21 protein-coding genes are annotated in these 15,765 nt (G+C 31.6%); 8 read left to right on the top strand and 13 right to left on the bottom strand.

What is annotated here, in order from left to right:
* Both ACVC2P_RS05890 and ACVC2P_RS05895 read left to right on the top strand, forming a co-directional pair.
* A partial coding sequence (locus ACVC2P_RS05890) for an RHS repeat-associated core domain-containing protein (protein WP_452597548.1) occupies nucleotides 1-1,042 on the top strand: 1,042 nt, incomplete at its 5' end.
* 10 nt (nucleotides 1,043-1,052) lie between these two features.
* Nucleotides 1,053-1,667 carry a hypothetical protein gene (locus tag ACVC2P_RS05895; protein ID WP_452597549.1) on the top strand — a complete coding sequence of 205 codons (615 nt, stop codon included), beginning with the start codon at nucleotides 1,053-1,055 and terminating at the stop codon, nucleotides 1,665-1,667.
* A gap of 410 nt (nucleotides 1,668-2,077) precedes the next feature.
* Here ACVC2P_RS05895 and ACVC2P_RS05900 read toward each other — a convergent pair whose 3' ends face one another.
* Entirely contained in the window at nucleotides 2,078-3,382 is a 1,305-nt protein-coding gene (locus ACVC2P_RS05900; RefSeq protein WP_452597550.1) for an integrase core domain-containing protein, read from the bottom strand.
* A gap of 72 nt (nucleotides 3,383-3,454) precedes the next feature.
* The gene (locus ACVC2P_RS05905) at nucleotides 3,455-4,294 is read right to left on the bottom strand and encodes a hypothetical protein (protein ID WP_452597551.1); all 840 of its coding nucleotides are present in this window, start codon (nucleotides 4,292-4,294) and stop codon (nucleotides 3,455-3,457) included.
* Between the two features lie 119 nt (nucleotides 4,295-4,413).
* Between ACVC2P_RS05905 and ACVC2P_RS05910 the strand changes: the two genes are divergently transcribed.
* Nucleotides 4,414-4,584 carry a hypothetical protein gene (locus ACVC2P_RS05910; RefSeq protein WP_452597552.1) on the top strand — a complete coding sequence of 57 codons (171 nt, stop codon included), beginning with the start codon at nucleotides 4,414-4,416 and terminating at the stop codon, nucleotides 4,582-4,584.
* A gap of 55 nt (nucleotides 4,585-4,639) precedes the next feature.
* Here ACVC2P_RS05910 and ACVC2P_RS05915 read toward each other — a convergent pair whose 3' ends face one another.
* From ACVC2P_RS05915 to ACVC2P_RS05960, 10 genes are all read right to left on the bottom strand, one after another.
* Nucleotides 4,640-4,843 carry a hypothetical protein gene (locus ACVC2P_RS05915; protein ID WP_452597553.1) on the bottom strand — a complete coding sequence of 68 codons (204 nt, stop codon included), beginning with the start codon at nucleotides 4,841-4,843 and terminating at the stop codon, nucleotides 4,640-4,642.
* Complete coding sequence (locus ACVC2P_RS05920) at nucleotides 4,840-5,250, bottom strand: hypothetical protein (RefSeq protein WP_452597554.1); 411 nt, start codon at nucleotides 5,248-5,250, stop codon at nucleotides 4,840-4,842. The genes ACVC2P_RS05915 and ACVC2P_RS05920 overlap by 4 nt, the downstream gene beginning before the upstream one ends.
* Entirely contained in the window at nucleotides 5,231-5,623 is a 393-nt protein-coding gene (locus ACVC2P_RS05925) for a hypothetical protein (protein ID WP_452597555.1), read from the bottom strand. Before ACVC2P_RS05925 ends, ACVC2P_RS05920 begins: the two co-directional genes overlap by 20 nt.
* Nucleotides 5,599-5,802 carry a hypothetical protein gene (locus ACVC2P_RS05930; protein ID WP_452597556.1) on the bottom strand — a complete coding sequence of 68 codons (204 nt, stop codon included), beginning with the start codon at nucleotides 5,800-5,802 and terminating at the stop codon, nucleotides 5,599-5,601. The genes ACVC2P_RS05925 and ACVC2P_RS05930 overlap by 25 nt, the downstream gene beginning before the upstream one ends.
* 11 nt (nucleotides 5,803-5,813) lie before the next feature.
* Nucleotides 5,814-6,407, bottom strand: a complete 594-nt coding sequence (locus ACVC2P_RS05935) for a hypothetical protein (protein ID WP_452597557.1) — start codon at nucleotides 6,405-6,407, stop codon at nucleotides 5,814-5,816.
* Nucleotides 6,404-6,610 (bottom strand): hypothetical protein, encoded by a 207-nt coding sequence (locus ACVC2P_RS05940; protein WP_452597558.1) that lies wholly within the window; start codon nucleotides 6,608-6,610, stop codon nucleotides 6,404-6,406. The genes ACVC2P_RS05935 and ACVC2P_RS05940 overlap by 4 nt, the downstream gene beginning before the upstream one ends.
* 11 nt (nucleotides 6,611-6,621) lie before the next feature.
* The gene (locus ACVC2P_RS05945) at nucleotides 6,622-7,032 is read right to left on the bottom strand and encodes a hypothetical protein (protein ID WP_452597559.1); all 411 of its coding nucleotides are present in this window, start codon (nucleotides 7,030-7,032) and stop codon (nucleotides 6,622-6,624) included.
* 24 nt (nucleotides 7,033-7,056) lie between these two features.
* Nucleotides 7,057-7,197, bottom strand: a complete 141-nt coding sequence (locus tag ACVC2P_RS05950) for a hypothetical protein (protein WP_452597560.1) — start codon at nucleotides 7,195-7,197, stop codon at nucleotides 7,057-7,059.
* A 127-nt stretch (nucleotides 7,198-7,324) separates the two neighbouring features.
* Nucleotides 7,325-8,119 carry a DNA adenine methylase gene (locus ACVC2P_RS05955; protein WP_452597561.1) on the bottom strand — a complete coding sequence of 265 codons (795 nt, stop codon included), beginning with the start codon at nucleotides 8,117-8,119 and terminating at the stop codon, nucleotides 7,325-7,327.
* A gap of 65 nt (nucleotides 8,120-8,184) precedes the next feature.
* Complete coding sequence (locus tag ACVC2P_RS05960) at nucleotides 8,185-9,351, bottom strand: type IV secretory system conjugative DNA transfer family protein (RefSeq protein WP_452597562.1); 1,167 nt, start codon at nucleotides 9,349-9,351, stop codon at nucleotides 8,185-8,187.
* 406 nt (nucleotides 9,352-9,757) lie between these two features.
* On the opposite strand from ACVC2P_RS05960, the gene ACVC2P_RS05965 reads away from it, so the two are divergent.
* The 4 genes from ACVC2P_RS05965 to ACVC2P_RS05980 all read left to right on the top strand — a co-directional run bounded on the left by ACVC2P_RS05965 (nucleotide 9,758) and on the right by ACVC2P_RS05980 (nucleotide 12,061).
* Complete coding sequence (locus ACVC2P_RS05965; protein WP_452597563.1) at nucleotides 9,758-10,711, top strand: tyrosine-type recombinase/integrase; 954 nt, start codon at nucleotides 9,758-9,760, stop codon at nucleotides 10,709-10,711.
* A gap of 310 nt (nucleotides 10,712-11,021) precedes the next feature.
* Nucleotides 11,022-11,231: a hypothetical protein gene (locus ACVC2P_RS05970; protein WP_452597564.1), complete on the top strand. Its 210-nt coding sequence runs from the start codon at nucleotides 11,022-11,024 to the stop codon at nucleotides 11,229-11,231.
* The gene (locus tag ACVC2P_RS05975; protein WP_452597565.1) at nucleotides 11,221-11,745 is read left to right on the top strand and encodes a hypothetical protein; all 525 of its coding nucleotides are present in this window, start codon (nucleotides 11,221-11,223) and stop codon (nucleotides 11,743-11,745) included. Before ACVC2P_RS05970 ends, ACVC2P_RS05975 begins: the two co-directional genes overlap by 11 nt.
* 85 nt (nucleotides 11,746-11,830) lie before the next feature.
* Nucleotides 11,831-12,061, top strand: a complete 231-nt coding sequence (locus ACVC2P_RS05980) for a hypothetical protein (RefSeq protein WP_452597566.1) — start codon at nucleotides 11,831-11,833, stop codon at nucleotides 12,059-12,061.
* Between the two features lie 54 nt (nucleotides 12,062-12,115).
* Here ACVC2P_RS05980 and ACVC2P_RS05985 read toward each other — a convergent pair whose 3' ends face one another.
* Nucleotides 12,116-14,953 (bottom strand): FISUMP domain-containing protein, encoded by a 2,838-nt coding sequence (locus tag ACVC2P_RS05985; protein ID WP_452597567.1) that lies wholly within the window; start codon nucleotides 14,951-14,953, stop codon nucleotides 12,116-12,118.
* Nucleotides 14,954-15,238: 285 nt separating this feature from the next.
* Here ACVC2P_RS05985 and ACVC2P_RS05990 point away from each other — a divergent pair, with 285 nt between their 5' ends.
* On the top strand, nucleotides 15,239-15,712 hold the full coding sequence (locus ACVC2P_RS05990; protein WP_452597568.1) for a hypothetical protein: 474 nt from the start codon (nucleotides 15,239-15,241) through the stop codon (nucleotides 15,710-15,712).
* Nucleotides 15,713-15,765 lie beyond the last annotated feature (53 nt).

The raw sequence follows: 15,765 nt of genomic DNA on the forward strand, positions 1-15,765 counted from the left end.
AGGTAACATTAGGCTAAGTTATGGTGATATTGATGGAGATGGTATTATAGATATCGCAGAGGACACCAATAATGATGGTGTTTTTGATACAGATATTGATGGGGATGGAGATTTAGATAGTGAGATTATTGAAGAAAATAACTACTATCCTTTTGGGCTTCGTCATAAGGGATATAATAATGTAATTATTGGAGAACATCATCCTTATGGTTACAACGGAAAAGAAGAACAAAACGAATTTGATATAAATTGGTATGATTTAGGAGCAAGAAATCATGACCCTGCAATTGGTCGATTTATGAATTTAGACCCTAAAGCTGAAGATTATTATTTCCAGTCGACTTATGCCTTTGCTGCTAATAACCCTGTATTTTTTATAGACTATAATGGTGAAGGAGTTGAAACAGATTATAAAGTTCTTAAAAAAGATGATTCTAGCACAGGTAAAAAGAAAGGTGAAGTTGTAAGAGTAGACCCTAATGATGGATCAGAAAATAATGCTACAGATAGAATATTAAAGACAGATAGGCAAGGGAGGGTTAAAACTGAAACGGATTCAAATGGTAATCAAGTAGCTAAAGTTACTGTTGATAATGTGGCAAAAGGGATTTTAAAAGAAGGACAAAATTTTAGAGACAATCATGAGCAAATCGAATATGATGGTGCTGGTCAACCAACTCAAGGTGATATAGTTGATTTCTTTGTTCAACTGTCTGAGAATGAACTTGGAGTAGAGATTGCAGGATTTGAAACTTTAAGTAGAACTGGAAAAGTATTACTTACACATCCAACTGTTACTGATAGTCGGACAAAAAATGATTGGAGAACAAGTGCTAGTCATACTTATGGACTAAACCAAGTAGTTGAAGGAAGTTTAATTGTTAAAGCTCATTTTCATACTCATCCAAGTGGGACAGGAGCTAGTACCGATATTAATAATGCTGATAGAGATGATTTGAACGCTAAGGCTAGAAGAAATGCAAGAGGAGGAGGGCCTCTTCCTAGTTACATATATAATAAAAACGGAAGAATTTCTTATTAATTGACTAATTATGAAAATTATTTTTAAAAGCTGTTTAATATTTATTTTCTTTTTTTCTTGTAGTTCATGGAAAGAACAACTGAATCTAAAAGGCGAAAAGGAGGAAGCTAGAATTAATGCAATTATTGATTTTGTTAATACATCTTCTAGCAAACACAAAGTCTTCATTATTTCTGAATTTGATAATTCAGATAGTGTATATTTTTTTGATTTCTTTAGAGAGAGAAAAATAACACCAACTTTGCAAGATACTATAGGTTCGGTTCCTAGTTCATACTTTCCAACAAAATTTATTGAAAAGAATAATAAACTCTTTTTATGGGGTTATTCAAAAAAAGGAAATGTGATAACTAAAGAGATTGTTCATAAAATGCAGAAGTATAACATTATAGACTCTTTGTATTATAAGATTAAAAGAGGTGAAATTCCTAAAGGAACTGAACCTATATTATTAAATGACAGTAATGAAAAAGCTACTTCATATTTTATATGTAAAAATGATATTCTAAAATATCAGAAGATAGAGAGTGCTAAAGTTTTAAATAAGGAAGATTATCCAGTATTGATTTGTAATGATAATTTTAGAAATATTCATACCCACCCAGATGGTAAAGTTTTAAATTAGGATAATGTAGGTAGAGTTCGGTAGTGTTTCAAATTAGGACATACAAAAATAAAGAGGTTAAATAATTGAAAAAGAGTGGTTAGAAAAAATACTAGCTACTCTTTTTATACGTTCTAGATATATTGAATAAAGAGAAAGTTTGTTAGAGGGCTTTAAAATAAGGGTGGAAACACACTACTTCAGGGAACACACTACTTTAAACTACAACAAATCGTCCCCAATATTGGTTTTTAGTAATAAAAACAAGGCTTAGGAAATATTAGTCTAAAAAGTAGAAATTATAAAACGAAGAAGAAGCTATTTAAAAAAGTAGCTTCTTTTTTTATGGGCATATTTTAATAGAGATCGATAGAGAAAACCTAAAAGAGATTAAAACAACATCTTATAAGTCATTTTCTCAATAATCAATCCTAAGAAGATATACTTTTCCTAAGAACAACAGGACAGTTATTAAAATTCTGATTCACTACTACTCTATCTTTTCTAGCTTGTTGTATTTGCTCTTTATAAAAATGTTTGTTAGGAATTTTACCATTTACAACCTCGAGAGGAGTTAAACCATAAAGTTCGGTTGGATAACGCTTGTTATTATAATACTCGAAAAATGAGGCTAGATTTTTTAAATGCTCGGTTGTGTTTTTACTAATCTGTTTTTTCAAAAATTCCGTTTTATAAATACTATGTGTACTTTCCGCCATATTATTAGTAAAAGGGAACTCATCGGTTTTGGCAGTAATTTTAGAAACTACAGGTGGTGCTTTAATATGTTTAATCCACGAAAGCAGTTCGCCTTTATTCTCTGAGCCACCATCGGAAAGAATATTAATAGAATCTTTAGCATCGAATAAGTTATACTTCTCGAATGTTTCTTGAAAGAGCGTGGCGATAAAATAAGAATCGGCTTTTCCTGTGGTGGATTTGTAATGTAATAAACCTTTGGAGAAATTATCTTTTACAAAAGCCACTTTTTGCATGCCGCTTTCAAGCGTTGGCACATAGGTAATATCTACATGTAACCATTCAAATACACGTGAGGCTCTAAATTTGTGTTCAAGTTGTTTCTTGATGTACTTAAACTTTTTATAGCCTAAAGCCGATGCATATTTATTAAAAGTAGATTTGCCACAAAACACTAATGCGTTTCTTAAAGCTGTATAATACAATGTTGTTTTTGTTTTACCATAATTGTCTGGATTACGTACAATGGTTTCAATAGCCATTACTTCTGTTTGCGTTAATTGATTTGGATGCTGTTTATAACACAATTTAAAAGGAGAAAGGGAACAGTATACTTTTCGTTTTTCACGATAAAACCAATCTTTCGACACACCATAAAATCTGCAAGCACGTACAATATTAATATTAGAAACCTTAACTAAACTTTCAATGGAAGTAACAATAGTTTTTGCATTCTGTTTTACGAGTGATTTCTTTTTGGTAATAGAGGACAATACGTTTTGATAGCCATTACTAATGGTTATTAACAGCAGGATTGTTTTTCGCAAATGCTCACGCATATATATGGTTTTAATATCTTCAAACTGAACCAAGAATGGCGAAACCCAATCGTTACAATCGTAATTATCATGTTTAAATTTATTCCAGTTATTTCGTGTGTTTTTAGGAATATACGCTAGTTGCTCATGATCGAGCATATCGTAAACATAAAAGAGAATAATGAGCGGATGGTAATTGCGTTTGTATTGCGTATTCAATAATCTGTGTTAAGGGATTGAAAACACTAAACGTACTGTCTGTATTTTAATTACATATTAATCACACTTTAATTACATTTTCACTTTAATAAAGGCATCAAAAAGTTTTGTTTTAATAACCTCACGAGGTTCAAAAATAACTCTTTTATCATATTTAATAAATCCAAAGGAAGTTAAAAAATGATTAAAGGTTCTAAAATTATATGCACCGAAAGCACTTTGTTTAATACGGTCATTATATGGATGAAAATCCAATAAATCAGGAAAAGCATTATAATATTTTTCAGCATAAAAACTATCTTTCCGTTTAAGATTTCCATATTTACTAAGTAGCACTAATGAAAACCCAAAACCTAATTGTCCCCATTTTTCATCTTCGTATCCATCAAAATAACTCCAATTGAATTTGGTGCAAAAGGTTTTGAAAAGTAATGGCAACACTAAGGTATTATCATTAATAATCTTAACTCCTTTTTGAGTAATACTTAATTTGTTATTTCTTTTTTTTATAATTCCTGAAAGTTGTAACAAAATATTAGAAAGTTGAATAGAAAATGAATCGGTTTCTTTTCGAAGCTTAACAATCCCGTTTTCAATATACTCTTCTTTAAAACCACCATTATTATAAACATCAAAAACAATTTTAGTAGGTAAAGCTCCTGTTTTGGTAAGTTTTACTTCTTGCTCTTTTAAGATGCAATTCGCTAAATATTTTACCTGATTTAAAATAGGAATAGTACTGTATTGTTTTTCTGTTAGTTTTTGAAGTGTAAGTATGCTCGATTCACTAAAGGTGTCATACAGTAAAAAATGAAGATGATGAGGGGATAATCCATCAAACTCCTCAAGACCTTTATTATTTTGTTCTAGCATGTGCTGTTCTATTGCTTTTTGAATATCATCGGAATGCATACTGTTTGTTTTTCGTGATAAATAGAATATAAAAGTACAGTTTTTTATAGTTAAGTGCCTTTTTCAAACCTTTTAAATATTAAATTTATAAGCTTATTTTAAAATGATATACTAAAATTATGAGTACGATATATTATAATGGAGATAAGGTTGTTAGTAAAGAAGAATTCGATAAAGAACGAGAGCGTATTATTGCAAAGCGACTTAAAGAAGCTGAAAATGAAGAAAATCTAATCGACGATGAAGATTTAGAATATTATTTGTCTGAATTAGAGAAAATGGCAGATTAGAATACGTTTATATTCTCGTTAAAAAAACACTCCGCAAAGCAAAGTGTTCTAGATATTAAATTGTTAATGTGTAAACAACAAAAATGTTATTTAAATCAATACATTGTACAGAATCAATACTATGTTTAAATTCAGATAATTCTCCTTGCAATACATTATTTACATAATCTTCAAAACTAGGAACATGATCTTTCGTATCATCCATGTAAATTTGATATTCTTGAAAGGTAATCATTCGTATTTGTGTTACTTGTCTCATACTAACCAAGTTTTTTTAGCTTCTTCAAAGCTTACTTGTTGAAAATTGTTATCGTATTCACGACAAGCTAACTCCCATCTCATAAATTTTTCAAGAGGTACTTTGTAATGCAACAGAAACCGTAATAGTTCGCCGTGCATAGTAGAGAATACTCCTTTTAAATCTTCCCAATGCATAAGTGGATTAATGTCCATAGCAATATGCTGTATCTGTTTATACGAGATATCTGAATAGTCTTGTGGCAAGGTTTCAAAATCTGCGTTTTCAAACGTTGGATGATCGGTTGGAATGATAATATAATCATCGGAGGTACTATGTACAACACCGTAATTGTTATTATATCTATGGTTCACATTACGCCACAAAGCAATATCAATAGCTTTTTGTTTACTTGTCTGTCTTTCCATTTTTAGCTGTTGTTTTTTTAGGTTGTTCTTTTTTATCTGGTATAGGCTCTGTTGTAAAAGGTGGATTCTTTTTAACACCAAGATCTTTCGGTTCTTCTTTTTGTATTTCCTTGCACCATTTTTCTACGGTATAGGTAATAATGTAGAGTTCGTTACCAATAAAAGAAAGGAGGTCTTGCTTTTCAGCTTCTACCAAATTAATCTCTTTAGGGATTTTGCCATTAAAACGTTTATGTACCATTTCAAGCAGTGCTTTTCTACTGAAATAATGTACTAAGTTCTCACTGATCATGTTATCAGTGGTCTTTCCTAGGGATAGGTTTTTTAATACCGTAGCAAAATGTTTCATTAATTGTTTTCTGTTATCTTCCATAATTGTTGAATTTTTAATTGTGTTTGTGCGTATTGTTTGCTTTCTATTAAATAATTGAGTTGTCGCTGTGCTTCTTCAAAGTCCATGTAATATGGTTTTGGTTCAAGGCAGTAATGGTTAAAGTTTTTAAAGTCGAGTGCCACAAAAATGACATAGACTTTTTTAAGTTTAGCTTTCATATTCTTGTTGTTTATGGATTTGCTATTAAGAGATGTAAAATGTGTGTATTACTGTCCTTGTAAGTGCTTTCAGTAAGTACTTGTTTAGCCTGTTCTTCTGTGTCGTAGAAACGCTTGGGAAGGGAAGTGACACGTTCTGCATCCTCTTGCGAGATGGTATTATCGTATAGACCATAGACCCGTTTTATTTGGCCTGCTTTATGGCTCATGGCTCTATAATTCGCATGATCATATTTATCCCACATTACAACATCTTTCGACGCTAAGTAATGGGTGTGTTGTGATAACTGTTCAAGCGTTTTCCAAACGATTTCGTTTGTTATTACCATGTCCTTAAATAAGGTTACTTTAAGTTTTTCTAAGTAATAGGTAAGGATATAGATATCATCACTAATTAGTGCTAATAACTGCGATGGTGTTTTTGTTTCAAGGTCTTGTAAGGCTGTTTCGTTAGCTTCAAATGTGAACCTAATTATAGCAATGAGTTCTTCTTTAAGAAAGAATCCTTCAAAAAACGGATGAATCTCGTCTTGAATATTACTCGCCAAAAGGCTTTTGTATTGCTGTAAAAAATGGAGCAATACTTGCTGTGTTTCTATTGTCATTTGTTATGTGTTTTTTTGTTTTCAAAAAGCATCATAATTTTTAGTGAATGCCATTTGTATACTCCTTGTTCATATTGTCGATCTCGTTCTTTTTCGGCTTCTTCTCGTGTGCTAAATCCTTTTGATTTTGCTTGAGCCGTGTACTTTTTTGATTCGGGTACCGACTTATGAAAAAGCTTATATACTTTGTCTTTTTTCTGCATAATCTTTGGTTTTATTGGTTTTCGGCTTTGGCTTCACAGTGATTTTTAATGGTAGCAACGAGGTGGTTATAATCTCCACTATTGGCTTCATCTATTACTTGATTAATCTCTTCGTCTGTCCATCCCTCCTGCTTTGCTTGCCCTTTAAAAAGACCAACGAGCATGAAGGCGTTAATATGAGGATTGACGACGTTTAGGTTCACAGTTTTGTCTACTATTTTTTTTACGCCACTACTACAGTGAATTTTAAAAGTTTCTACAAAATGCTTTCCTTTATTTGAGATTGCTTTAAGGACTACAGCTTCTATTTCATCTTCAGTCCAGTTTTCACTACGTGCCTGCTTGGTAAAGGCTTCTATGTATTCGTAGTTTTTTAATAGACGACAGTCTAAGGTTATCGTCTTATGTACTATTTGTTTCATTGATAAGAGTGTTTAAAAAGTTTGTTATTCGTCTTCGGGATTACAGTACTTTAGAATGGTACCCAGTAGATGGTTATAATCTCCATTTTTAGCTTCGGTGATAACGGTTTCTATTTCGTCATCAGTCCATTGTTCTTTTCGTGCTTGTCTTCTAAATGCTCCCATAATGGCATACGCATTGCCGTTAACCCCAACCAGGTCGAGATTAACTGTTTTGTCTATTATTTTTTTCATAATGGTGTACCCGAGAAAGCGGGTGGCTTTTTTAAAAATGACTATTGAATTGTTTGTTTTAGATAGGATAGTTAGCCGTCAGTACTTCAATCTTTCGACCTCGCGTTTTACCTTCTATTGCTTTTCGTGCAGAGAGTGGCTTGTCGAATACTTTGGTGTACCAAGCGTTATCTTCGATGTATCTGCTAAGAATAGCCGAAGGATATGAGCTTAACAAGAATTTACCCTTTACCTTTGAAAGCGTATCGAGAAGCTTGATATAATCAGCTTCACTATAGCCTTCGTAGTGCCCTTGTGCCGAGTTTATATATGGCGGATCAACATAGTGAAAGGCATCGTTGGTATCTCTGCTTGCAATGACTTTGCAGGCATCGTTATTTTCTATTTGTACACCTTTAAGCCGTTTGTAAATGGCTTCATTGAAAGCGAGTTGTTTGTTTAAAAATGCTTTCGTTCGTTTACTATATTTGTCATAGCCCCATGATCCTATCTGACAGGAAAACCCCATGTTGGTGCCGACATAAAATGCCCAAGCCTGTTGTAGTTTGTTAAACAAGTGTGGCATACGGTAAATAGTATCGGCAACGGTATAGGTTGCTCGCGAAAAGAGTGTGGCTTCAATTTTAGTTTTCAGCTTATCAAAGTCATTAACCACTGTTTCGTAAAAAGCAATTGCCATACTGTTAGTATCGTTAATGACTTCGGCTTCAGATCTCTCTTTGGCAAAGAATACCGCACCGCCACCAAAAAAGGCTTCAGTGTAAATACGGTGGGGAGGAATTAAAGGCAAAATATGTTTAAGCATATTAAGCTTGCCTCCGTAATAGGTTATGGGGGTTTTAAATTTAGACATATACAGGAAAAGGGAATGAGTAAATAAAGTGTTCTGTATAGGTTGTAATGATTTTTAGAGTGGCGTTATAAAACAGTATCTGCACTAAAAGGTACAGAAGGCTTACCATCTATCATTAATTTTAGGTAGATAGAATAGTTAGCAAGCGAGGTAAAATCTTCGGTAGAAAACACAGGATAAAATTCTTTTGCCATGAGTTTCGCATCAGTAATACCAAGACGAAATGCAACAATAGTACCTACGTTTCCAAGCACGCTGTCGCGAACCTCTCTATCCAATTGATTTAAAAATTGATTGGCGAGAATGAGGCCGATTTTAAACTTACGAACCTGCGCCAATAATTCTGCAATAAGTTCTGTTCCTGATAGGGTTTGAAACTCATCGATGTATATAAAGTATGGGGTTCGTTCGTGTTCTAAAATATCAATCCGAGAGAACGAGGCAGAGGCTAAAGAGGTAAGTAATAATCCGCCAAGAATATTAGCGACATCAACACCGACGTCTCCTTTAGCCACGTTAATAACAAGGATGGTATTGGTGTTAATGATATGGCGCAAAGAGAGTTGCTTGGTATTTTCAATCAAGATTTTACGCACCATCGTATGACTAAGAAAACCTCCTAATTTGTTCATTATTGGTAACAGATCATTCGGCTTGTATTTTGGAAATTCTTTTATCCAGAAATTTTTAATGTCAGGGTTTTGAATATGGACTAAACATTGATCTCGATATGATTTTTCATGTAGTAGTTTTAAGATGTCCGCAAGCTGTGCCCTTGGCTGGTCTAATAGGGTTAGCAAAATCATTCGTAGGATATGTTCCATTTTCATTCCCCAGGCAGATTTCCAATTTCGCTGAAAGATTTCCAAAATGTTGGATGCTACTAAAGAACGTTTTGTTACCGATACTTTCCGTAGCGGATTGTATCCAAAATCAAGGTTGGGATTGGTAACGTCAAAGTATATAAGAGGTCTTGTAGGAAATATATTGTGTATCTTCTCTACAATTTCACGAGAAGCATCTCCATGTACATCTAAAAAGGTAAATCCACGATGGGCTTCGACATCCTGCAACATTAAGGTTTTTAACAGGGAAGTCTTACCACTTCCACTCTTTCCAAAGCAATAGAAATGGAATAATCTGTCGGCTTGTTTAATCCCAAAGCGTTTACCATCGCCTCTAAAATTAGAGCGAGCAAAATAGCTGATGTCGTATAAATGAGACAAAGACATAACAGGGAAGAGTAATCGAATAAAGGTATATTGAATTGTTGTTGTTCATTTAGATGAACAAGAAAAAGAACTACTTGACTTGTTTGAGTTCTATGATAATTTTTAAAAATGCCTTTTGGGTCTTTTTTACGTTCTAACTTACTCCTATTATACCATAGTTGAGAACAGGGGAAGATGTCTTGGCTTTTTCACACAAGGGGAGCATACAGTCCTTGCGAAAATTTCATTTATGAATTACACTATTACACGCAACTTAATATAAAGAACCCCGTTGCCCGAAAGGGTCGTTAATGCTTAATTGTATTAACTAAAACGACAATGGCGGTAGTCTTTTTATACCTCTAGCTTTTTAGTTGGGGTATGTAAAAGACCCGCTAGATCGTTTTTGGCGGGTCTTTTATGTATAATGAATATTAAAGAATCAATACAGATTTACTTAAAATGGAAAAAATCACACACGACTGTTGCTTATGAACGTTATGAAATACGACTTATTCAATTTCAAGAATTTATTGGAGAAGCAAAAGTACTTGGTACAATTACAGGAGACGATATAGTCAACTATCATGAAACAATGGAAGGGAATTATAGCCCTGCAACTATAGCTTATTCAGCTAGAATCCTTAGGAATTTTTTCTGGTTTTGGCATGGAAGAGGTATAACAACATTTAATCCTAAAGAAATTATTCCCGTACGTTTTGTTAATGCAGATAAGGATATTATTGATAGAGAAGACTTTGAAATTCTTAACAGTTTATTATCGACAAATAACTTGGTCGATTTACAAAAGAAATTGGTTATAAACTTATTATGGGATACAGGAATGCGAATAAGTGAATTACTCGATTTAAAGTTATCTCATATAGAGAAAAGAGGTGCTAATGGTTTACGATCAGCCAAAGTACGAACACGAAAAAGTATGAGATATGATCAAGTTGTTTGGGGAAAGGAAACAGATGCTATTTTAACTAATTATTTAGGTATTAGAGTAGCAATGGATATAACAGGCGATGAGTTATTAATTAATAATAAAACAGGGAAACCATTTACAGCTAGAAGTATACAGCGTTGGATTAAATCTCTTATAGAAGAAGCGCAACTAAATAAAAATTATACGCCTCATAGTTTTAGGCACGGTAAAGCAAATGAGATATTAAATATGGGAGGAAGTATGCGTGATGTATCGGTTATCTTAAGACATGTTAAGCCTGAATCTTCATTTGCATACACACATTTATGTGTAGAACGCCATCAGAAGTTAGCAGGGCATTTTCTAAATAGGGCATTATCCGAAGAAGTAACTTCTAAGAATGTACTTAATATGTTAACAATAAATCAAAAACAGTTAAGTCTAATATAAAAACAAAAGCAATGTGTTGTTGCTTTTGTTTTTAATTAAATTATAATAATGACAGTACCTTAAAACTATGAATAGTAAATTGGTTATAGTAATTTATTTATAAAGTTAACCTTTATATTAAGTTGCATTAGTCTTTAGTGGTGTATTGTAGTTCAAAAGAGAACTACATTGAAAATCTTAGTAACGTCGCACAACACTCCTTGTACGACTTGTCAAGAGTTTTACGACACTATTAAAGGCATAAATTATTATGAACAATTACTATTGGATACACATCCTAAGGTTTTAGGTACATAACAACTAAATTAAAATGACAAAATTCTATAATGTCGTAACTCGAAAAACTATTACCCAAAACACAGAAGACAAGAAGATATACCATAAAGTAGGTGTTATTAAAATCACAAAAAACGGTGGTGTATTCCTGCAACTCTATCATCAACCTAATACAGATTTTATGATCTTCCCTAATCATGATGATGCATTACCTACAATAGATTTCGGATCAAATGAAGCTTAACAACACCACACCAGTACCGAATGTGTTTTTTGATAAATACATTGCGACACTAAGTGGTTCAGCACTTCGTGTGTATTTAAAAATTGTAAGAAATGTTTTAGGTTGGCGAGATGAAAATGGAAAGATAAAAGAACGTGATTGGATATCTCATTCACAGTTTGAGAAAACAGGAATCTCTAATCGTAGTGTTACTAATGGTATTCAAGAACTTCTAGACAAAGCACTTATCCAAGTTACTGATTATGTAGGAAATGATTTAATCAATCCAGTACAACGTAAAAACGCTAAACGTGTTTACTATGCACTTGTACTGGATAACCAAGAAAAAACTACGTTATACAACGCAAAAACAAAAGAAATACCCCCGCAAAATATGCGGACTACAAAAGAAATTTCTTTACCAAAGTACAAGGTAAATAATGAACAAAAAGGAAGACTAACGGATAAACAGAGACTACAGCAAATATATGAACAAGAAAGACGTAAACAATCACAACGAGATAGCTGGAGTTAGTATGGTATAGATAGTATTTAATGCTATAAAAGCTAACGCTTTTATTACTGCTGGAGTATTACTCGATTTAATCTATTATATAATTATGCCTGAAATGAATTTATTCATTCCAAAAGGAATATTTGTAGCTCATAAACAAGACTTCAAAACCTTTTTAGATACAAGACTATTCACTATTGCATCTCTCTATTGGCAGTACGACACTTCGATAAATGATATTGCTAAAGAATATGAATTGTCTGGAACTCGTATAAGACAGTTATTGTGGAAAGCTAGAGAAAAGATTAAGGACAATGGATATAACATTAATGAATAAATAAGAACACTTTTAGGAGTGTTTTTTCTAATAATTTATAGAGAGTAAAGAGAGTTAATTTATTTTTCTCAAAAGCAATTTTTTTTTACCATTAAATTCAACACTATCGATTTTCATTTGCTTTTCAAAATATTTTATCCATTCAAGTTTTTTTTCAGTGTCTTCTTGATATAAATTAACATAAGAGGTTCCTTCTATTTTATATTTCTGTTTTTTAATAAGATGCTTCTTATACGAAGTATTGTTCAATAAATAATTTTTTTTATTTAAAAACTTAATAAGAGGAAAATTTTTATTAACCAATAGATTATTATACTCTGTATTATAATCAAAAAAGAATAATCCATCTCTTATTCTAAAATCATTTGAATAAAGTTTTGAGTTTATAAAATAGTTATTAATCTCTCTATCATTGATGAATTTTGAATTTTTGAAACTTACATATTCTAGACTAGAATTTTTAAAATGAGTATTTTTAAATGTACAGTTCTTAAAGGATGCAGTTACAAGCGTAGTATCTTTTGTTTTATAGTCATATATTAATCCTCTATATTTTATTTGAAGCTTGTTTAAAGAACTCTCTCTATAAAATGTATCTGATATAACTTCAGATATATCCCAGTTATGATCATTAAATCTAATTAGAGTTCTCAACGATTTACTACCTCGATTGATATTATCATTAGTTCTGACGGTATAATGCTGTATTTTATTATTAACATCTTTAATCCTTAAAAGAGAAAAGAAATTTTTTTCATATTCTTTTGAACCAAAGAAGGTAAATGCTGAATCTAAATCTATAGTTTTAATTAATGGAGGGATACCTTCGTAAGAATTAATATCTCTATAAATATAATAAGTATCCTCTTCAATTAAGGGGCTTTCTTCTATAAAAGGATAACCTTCTATTGATATTGTTTGCGGTTCACTATGTAATTTATATTCAAAGAACGTTCCTTTAGAGGACATAAAATTATTCTCAAAAACAAATGGTCGTCCATCCCCTAAAAAAGAAGAGTTATTAAAGTTTACATTTCTTAAATCACAATTGGTAAACCCTTTTCCTCCTACGAATTTTGTTTTTTGAAAATCAGCAAGATTTAAATTAGAATATTTAAATGACACATTATTTAACGTACTGTTAGTAAAAAGAGTTGAATTTAATTGTGACCATATAAAAGAAGTATTTTTTAATGATGTGTTTGAAAAATTGGCAGCAATAAAATTACCATACAAGATAGTATTATCCAGATTTGCCCCCTGAAAATCAGCAGAACTAAAATCTATTCTTTTTATTGGAGTGATTAGTCCTTGTAATTCTGTTTTATATGACCCTACTATGCCGTGTAAATTTTCTGCAAAATTTAAATTGCTTAAATCTAACTCTGAGAAATCTGCTTCTTGAAAAGTGGTATTGAATAAAATTTCTTCTAACGTATCTTTAGATAGATTACTTTTGAGTAATTTTAAAAAAAGGTTAGCTCTTTCAGGGCTTGAAAATTTAGCCTTATCTTTTTTATAAAAAATATACGGATTTAAGGATTCGTTTGTTACAATTATTCTAGCTATTAACTCTTTTGTAAGACTTCTTTTTTTGTTATCACGTTTTAACTCTTTATCTATTTGTTCATAAATATTATTTAAAATTTTTAATCGTTCTAGTTGAACTTTATTACCATTAGCAATCTCTTCTTTTTTATCTTCTTCACTTATTTCATCTCTAATAAAATTTTGAATATATCCGCGATTAGTTTTAATCAATCTAAGAGAAAGAGCGTCTTTTGTAGTCCAACAATCACAAACATTCATATATGTTCCCGATTTCAATAACCTTAATGCAAAGGGTCTATTTTCATCTGAATTATCAGTAATATTACTTATTGAAGAAGTCCAAAAAGCGGTTTCTTTTCCTATATTTATAAATTCAAAAAGCGAATCGTTTTCTAAAGTAGTATAACTTCCATATCCAGATAAAGATGCGTTAAACCCTGTATTTCCTCCTTTCATAAGTCTAGGCATTGCTTCTTTTTTTCCAAGGTAATCAATAAGTTTTTCAAAGTCCTGTGATATTGGTAATTCCCAACCATCAAACTGGTTAGCAATTTTTTTCGCAGCCATATAGGTATATAATCTTCCAAGACTTTGACAGTTGTGTTCCACATCTCCATAACAAAAACTATTTTCGATTGGAATATTAATTTCACTAGACCAAATTTGGTCACCAATTTTTATTTCTTCAAAAGGAAGTTTTTGTTTTGTAAAAAAATTATACGCATGAATAGCTACTGTAATAATCAAAACAAATCCAATTACTTTTTTTAATTCTAACCATTTATTTAATTTCTTCAAAACAGTTATTTTAGATTCGCTTTCTAACTTTGCTTTTTCTGAAGACTTAGAGATTTCTTCTTCAGATAAGTAATCATTATCAATTATTTTATCTTTATTATTGAATCTTTCTGAATTTTCATTATTAGGTTCGTCATTATGTTCTAATTCATTGCTTAGAATCTTGTCAATTGCATTATTTATTTTACACAAGGATTTTCCTTTATCATCATATTTTATAAAAATATGATCTTGATAAAAAACAATTAAACTTTCGAAATATTCAAGGTAGGTATTATTAAAAAATCTTCTTTTTTTCTCTGGTTTTTTTAATTGTTCATCAATAAAAAGCCCCCATATCCAAGACCCCGAAAAGCCATTAGGATTAACAAACTCTTTAACATCTTTAGAAGCTTGCTCATAAAAATCATGAGTTTTAGTATTTGTTCTATTATCGGCTATTTTTTTATGCTCTTGTGAATTCTGATAAAAATTTCTGTATGCCTTATTAAATTCTTTTAATAAATCTTGAGCATCTTTTAAAGTAATTTTTGTACTAGGCATATTGGTTTGTTATAACGCTAAGATATATAAAAAAAGCTTGCCTAAAAGTTGCCTAATCTTGCCCAAGTTGCCTACAATCTGCCCATCTTTCTTTGTCCTGTCACTGAAAAAACCACCTAAATACATAGGTGGCGGCATCAGAGGATACTGAAAATCAGCTTCGGTATCTTGACTAGGACAAAGAGAAGGTCGAAGCTCTCAATGCCTTATTTTTAATCATACTTATTGACTAAAAATGTCAAGATGCGAAGTGGATAACTAAGTTTAACTTAATCCACTTTACTAATGGAAACATTACAAAAAAATGAAGGTCTGAAAGACCACAAAGAAAATTACCAACTCCTAACGGCAATAAAGGAGATGGTAAAAACAAAATCACTTCGTACAGAAGGGTTTGAAAAACTACAAGAAATTGATGCAGACGAACTTTCCATAGCGCATCAAATTTATTACTACTATATAAAAGGAAAGTATTACGTTTTAACATACAAGGATGCAGCAGAAAAAGACATCGAACTGTTAAACAGAGGAAACGACTGTTACAACGACATGGTCGCTATTGCATTTGATAACAATGTCAGTATTCAAAACCCTAAACGTCATTTTGCCCGTGCTTACTGTAAATATCTTTTAGCACAAAAACATACTTCACAAGACGTAAAAGTGAAACTACTAAACAAGGTTAAACAAATTACTGACCGTATGTTACATTTTAAACCAGATAACGAAAGTTTTATCTGGTTACAATCACAACTATAATTATTAAACAAAGCACCACCTAATGTTAGGTGGTGCTTTTCTATTCCAATTTT

The organism is Pontimicrobium sp. MEBiC01747, from assembly GCF_053601635.1.

Excerpts from the sequence above, each read along its gene's own strand:
- ACVC2P_RS05970 (WP_452597564.1), top strand. The coding sequence starts at position 11,022 with ATGACAAAATTCTATAATGTCGTAACTCGAAAAACTATTACCCAAAAC.
- ACVC2P_RS05990 (WP_452597568.1), top strand. The coding sequence starts at position 15,239 with ATGGAAACATTACAAAAAAATGAAGGTCTGAAAGACCACAAAGAAAAT.
- ACVC2P_RS05985 (WP_452597567.1), bottom strand. The coding sequence starts at position 14,953 with ATGCCTAGTACAAAAATTACTTTAAAAGATGCTCAAGATTTATTAAAA.
- ACVC2P_RS05945 (WP_452597559.1), bottom strand. The coding sequence starts at position 7,032 with ATGAAACAAATAGTACATAAGACGATAACCTTAGACTGTCGTCTATTA.
- ACVC2P_RS05895 (WP_452597549.1), top strand. The coding sequence starts at position 1,053 with ATGAAAATTATTTTTAAAAGCTGTTTAATATTTATTTTCTTTTTTTCT.
- ACVC2P_RS05980 (WP_452597566.1), top strand. The coding sequence starts at position 11,831 with ATGCCTGAAATGAATTTATTCATTCCAAAAGGAATATTTGTAGCTCAT.
- ACVC2P_RS05905 (WP_452597551.1), bottom strand. The coding sequence starts at position 4,294 with ATGCATTCCGATGATATTCAAAAAGCAATAGAACAGCACATGCTAGAA.
- ACVC2P_RS05920 (WP_452597554.1), bottom strand. The coding sequence starts at position 5,250 with ATGGAAAGACAGACAAGTAAACAAAAAGCTATTGATATTGCTTTGTGG.
- ACVC2P_RS05925 (WP_452597555.1), bottom strand. The coding sequence starts at position 5,623 with ATGGAAGATAACAGAAAACAATTAATGAAACATTTTGCTACGGTATTA.
- ACVC2P_RS05910 (WP_452597552.1), top strand. The coding sequence starts at position 4,414 with ATGAGTACGATATATTATAATGGAGATAAGGTTGTTAGTAAAGAAGAA.
- ACVC2P_RS05950 (WP_452597560.1), bottom strand. The coding sequence starts at position 7,197 with ATGGGAGCATTTAGAAGACAAGCACGAAAAGAACAATGGACTGATGAC.
- ACVC2P_RS05965 (WP_452597563.1), top strand. The coding sequence starts at position 9,758 with ATGAATATTAAAGAATCAATACAGATTTACTTAAAATGGAAAAAATCA.
- ACVC2P_RS05940 (WP_452597558.1), bottom strand. The coding sequence starts at position 6,610 with ATGCAGAAAAAAGACAAAGTATATAAGCTTTTTCATAAGTCGGTACCC.
- ACVC2P_RS05955 (WP_452597561.1), bottom strand. The coding sequence starts at position 8,119 with ATGTCTAAATTTAAAACCCCCATAACCTATTACGGAGGCAAGCTTAAT.
- ACVC2P_RS05930 (WP_452597556.1), bottom strand. The coding sequence starts at position 5,802 with ATGAAAGCTAAACTTAAAAAAGTCTATGTCATTTTTGTGGCACTCGAC.
- ACVC2P_RS05935 (WP_452597557.1), bottom strand. The coding sequence starts at position 6,407 with ATGACAATAGAAACACAGCAAGTATTGCTCCATTTTTTACAGCAATAC.
- ACVC2P_RS05975 (WP_452597565.1), top strand. The coding sequence starts at position 11,221 with ATGAAGCTTAACAACACCACACCAGTACCGAATGTGTTTTTTGATAAA.
- ACVC2P_RS05960 (WP_452597562.1), bottom strand. The coding sequence starts at position 9,351 with ATGTCTTTGTCTCATTTATACGACATCAGCTATTTTGCTCGCTCTAAT.
- ACVC2P_RS05915 (WP_452597553.1), bottom strand. The coding sequence starts at position 4,843 with ATGAGACAAGTAACACAAATACGAATGATTACCTTTCAAGAATATCAA.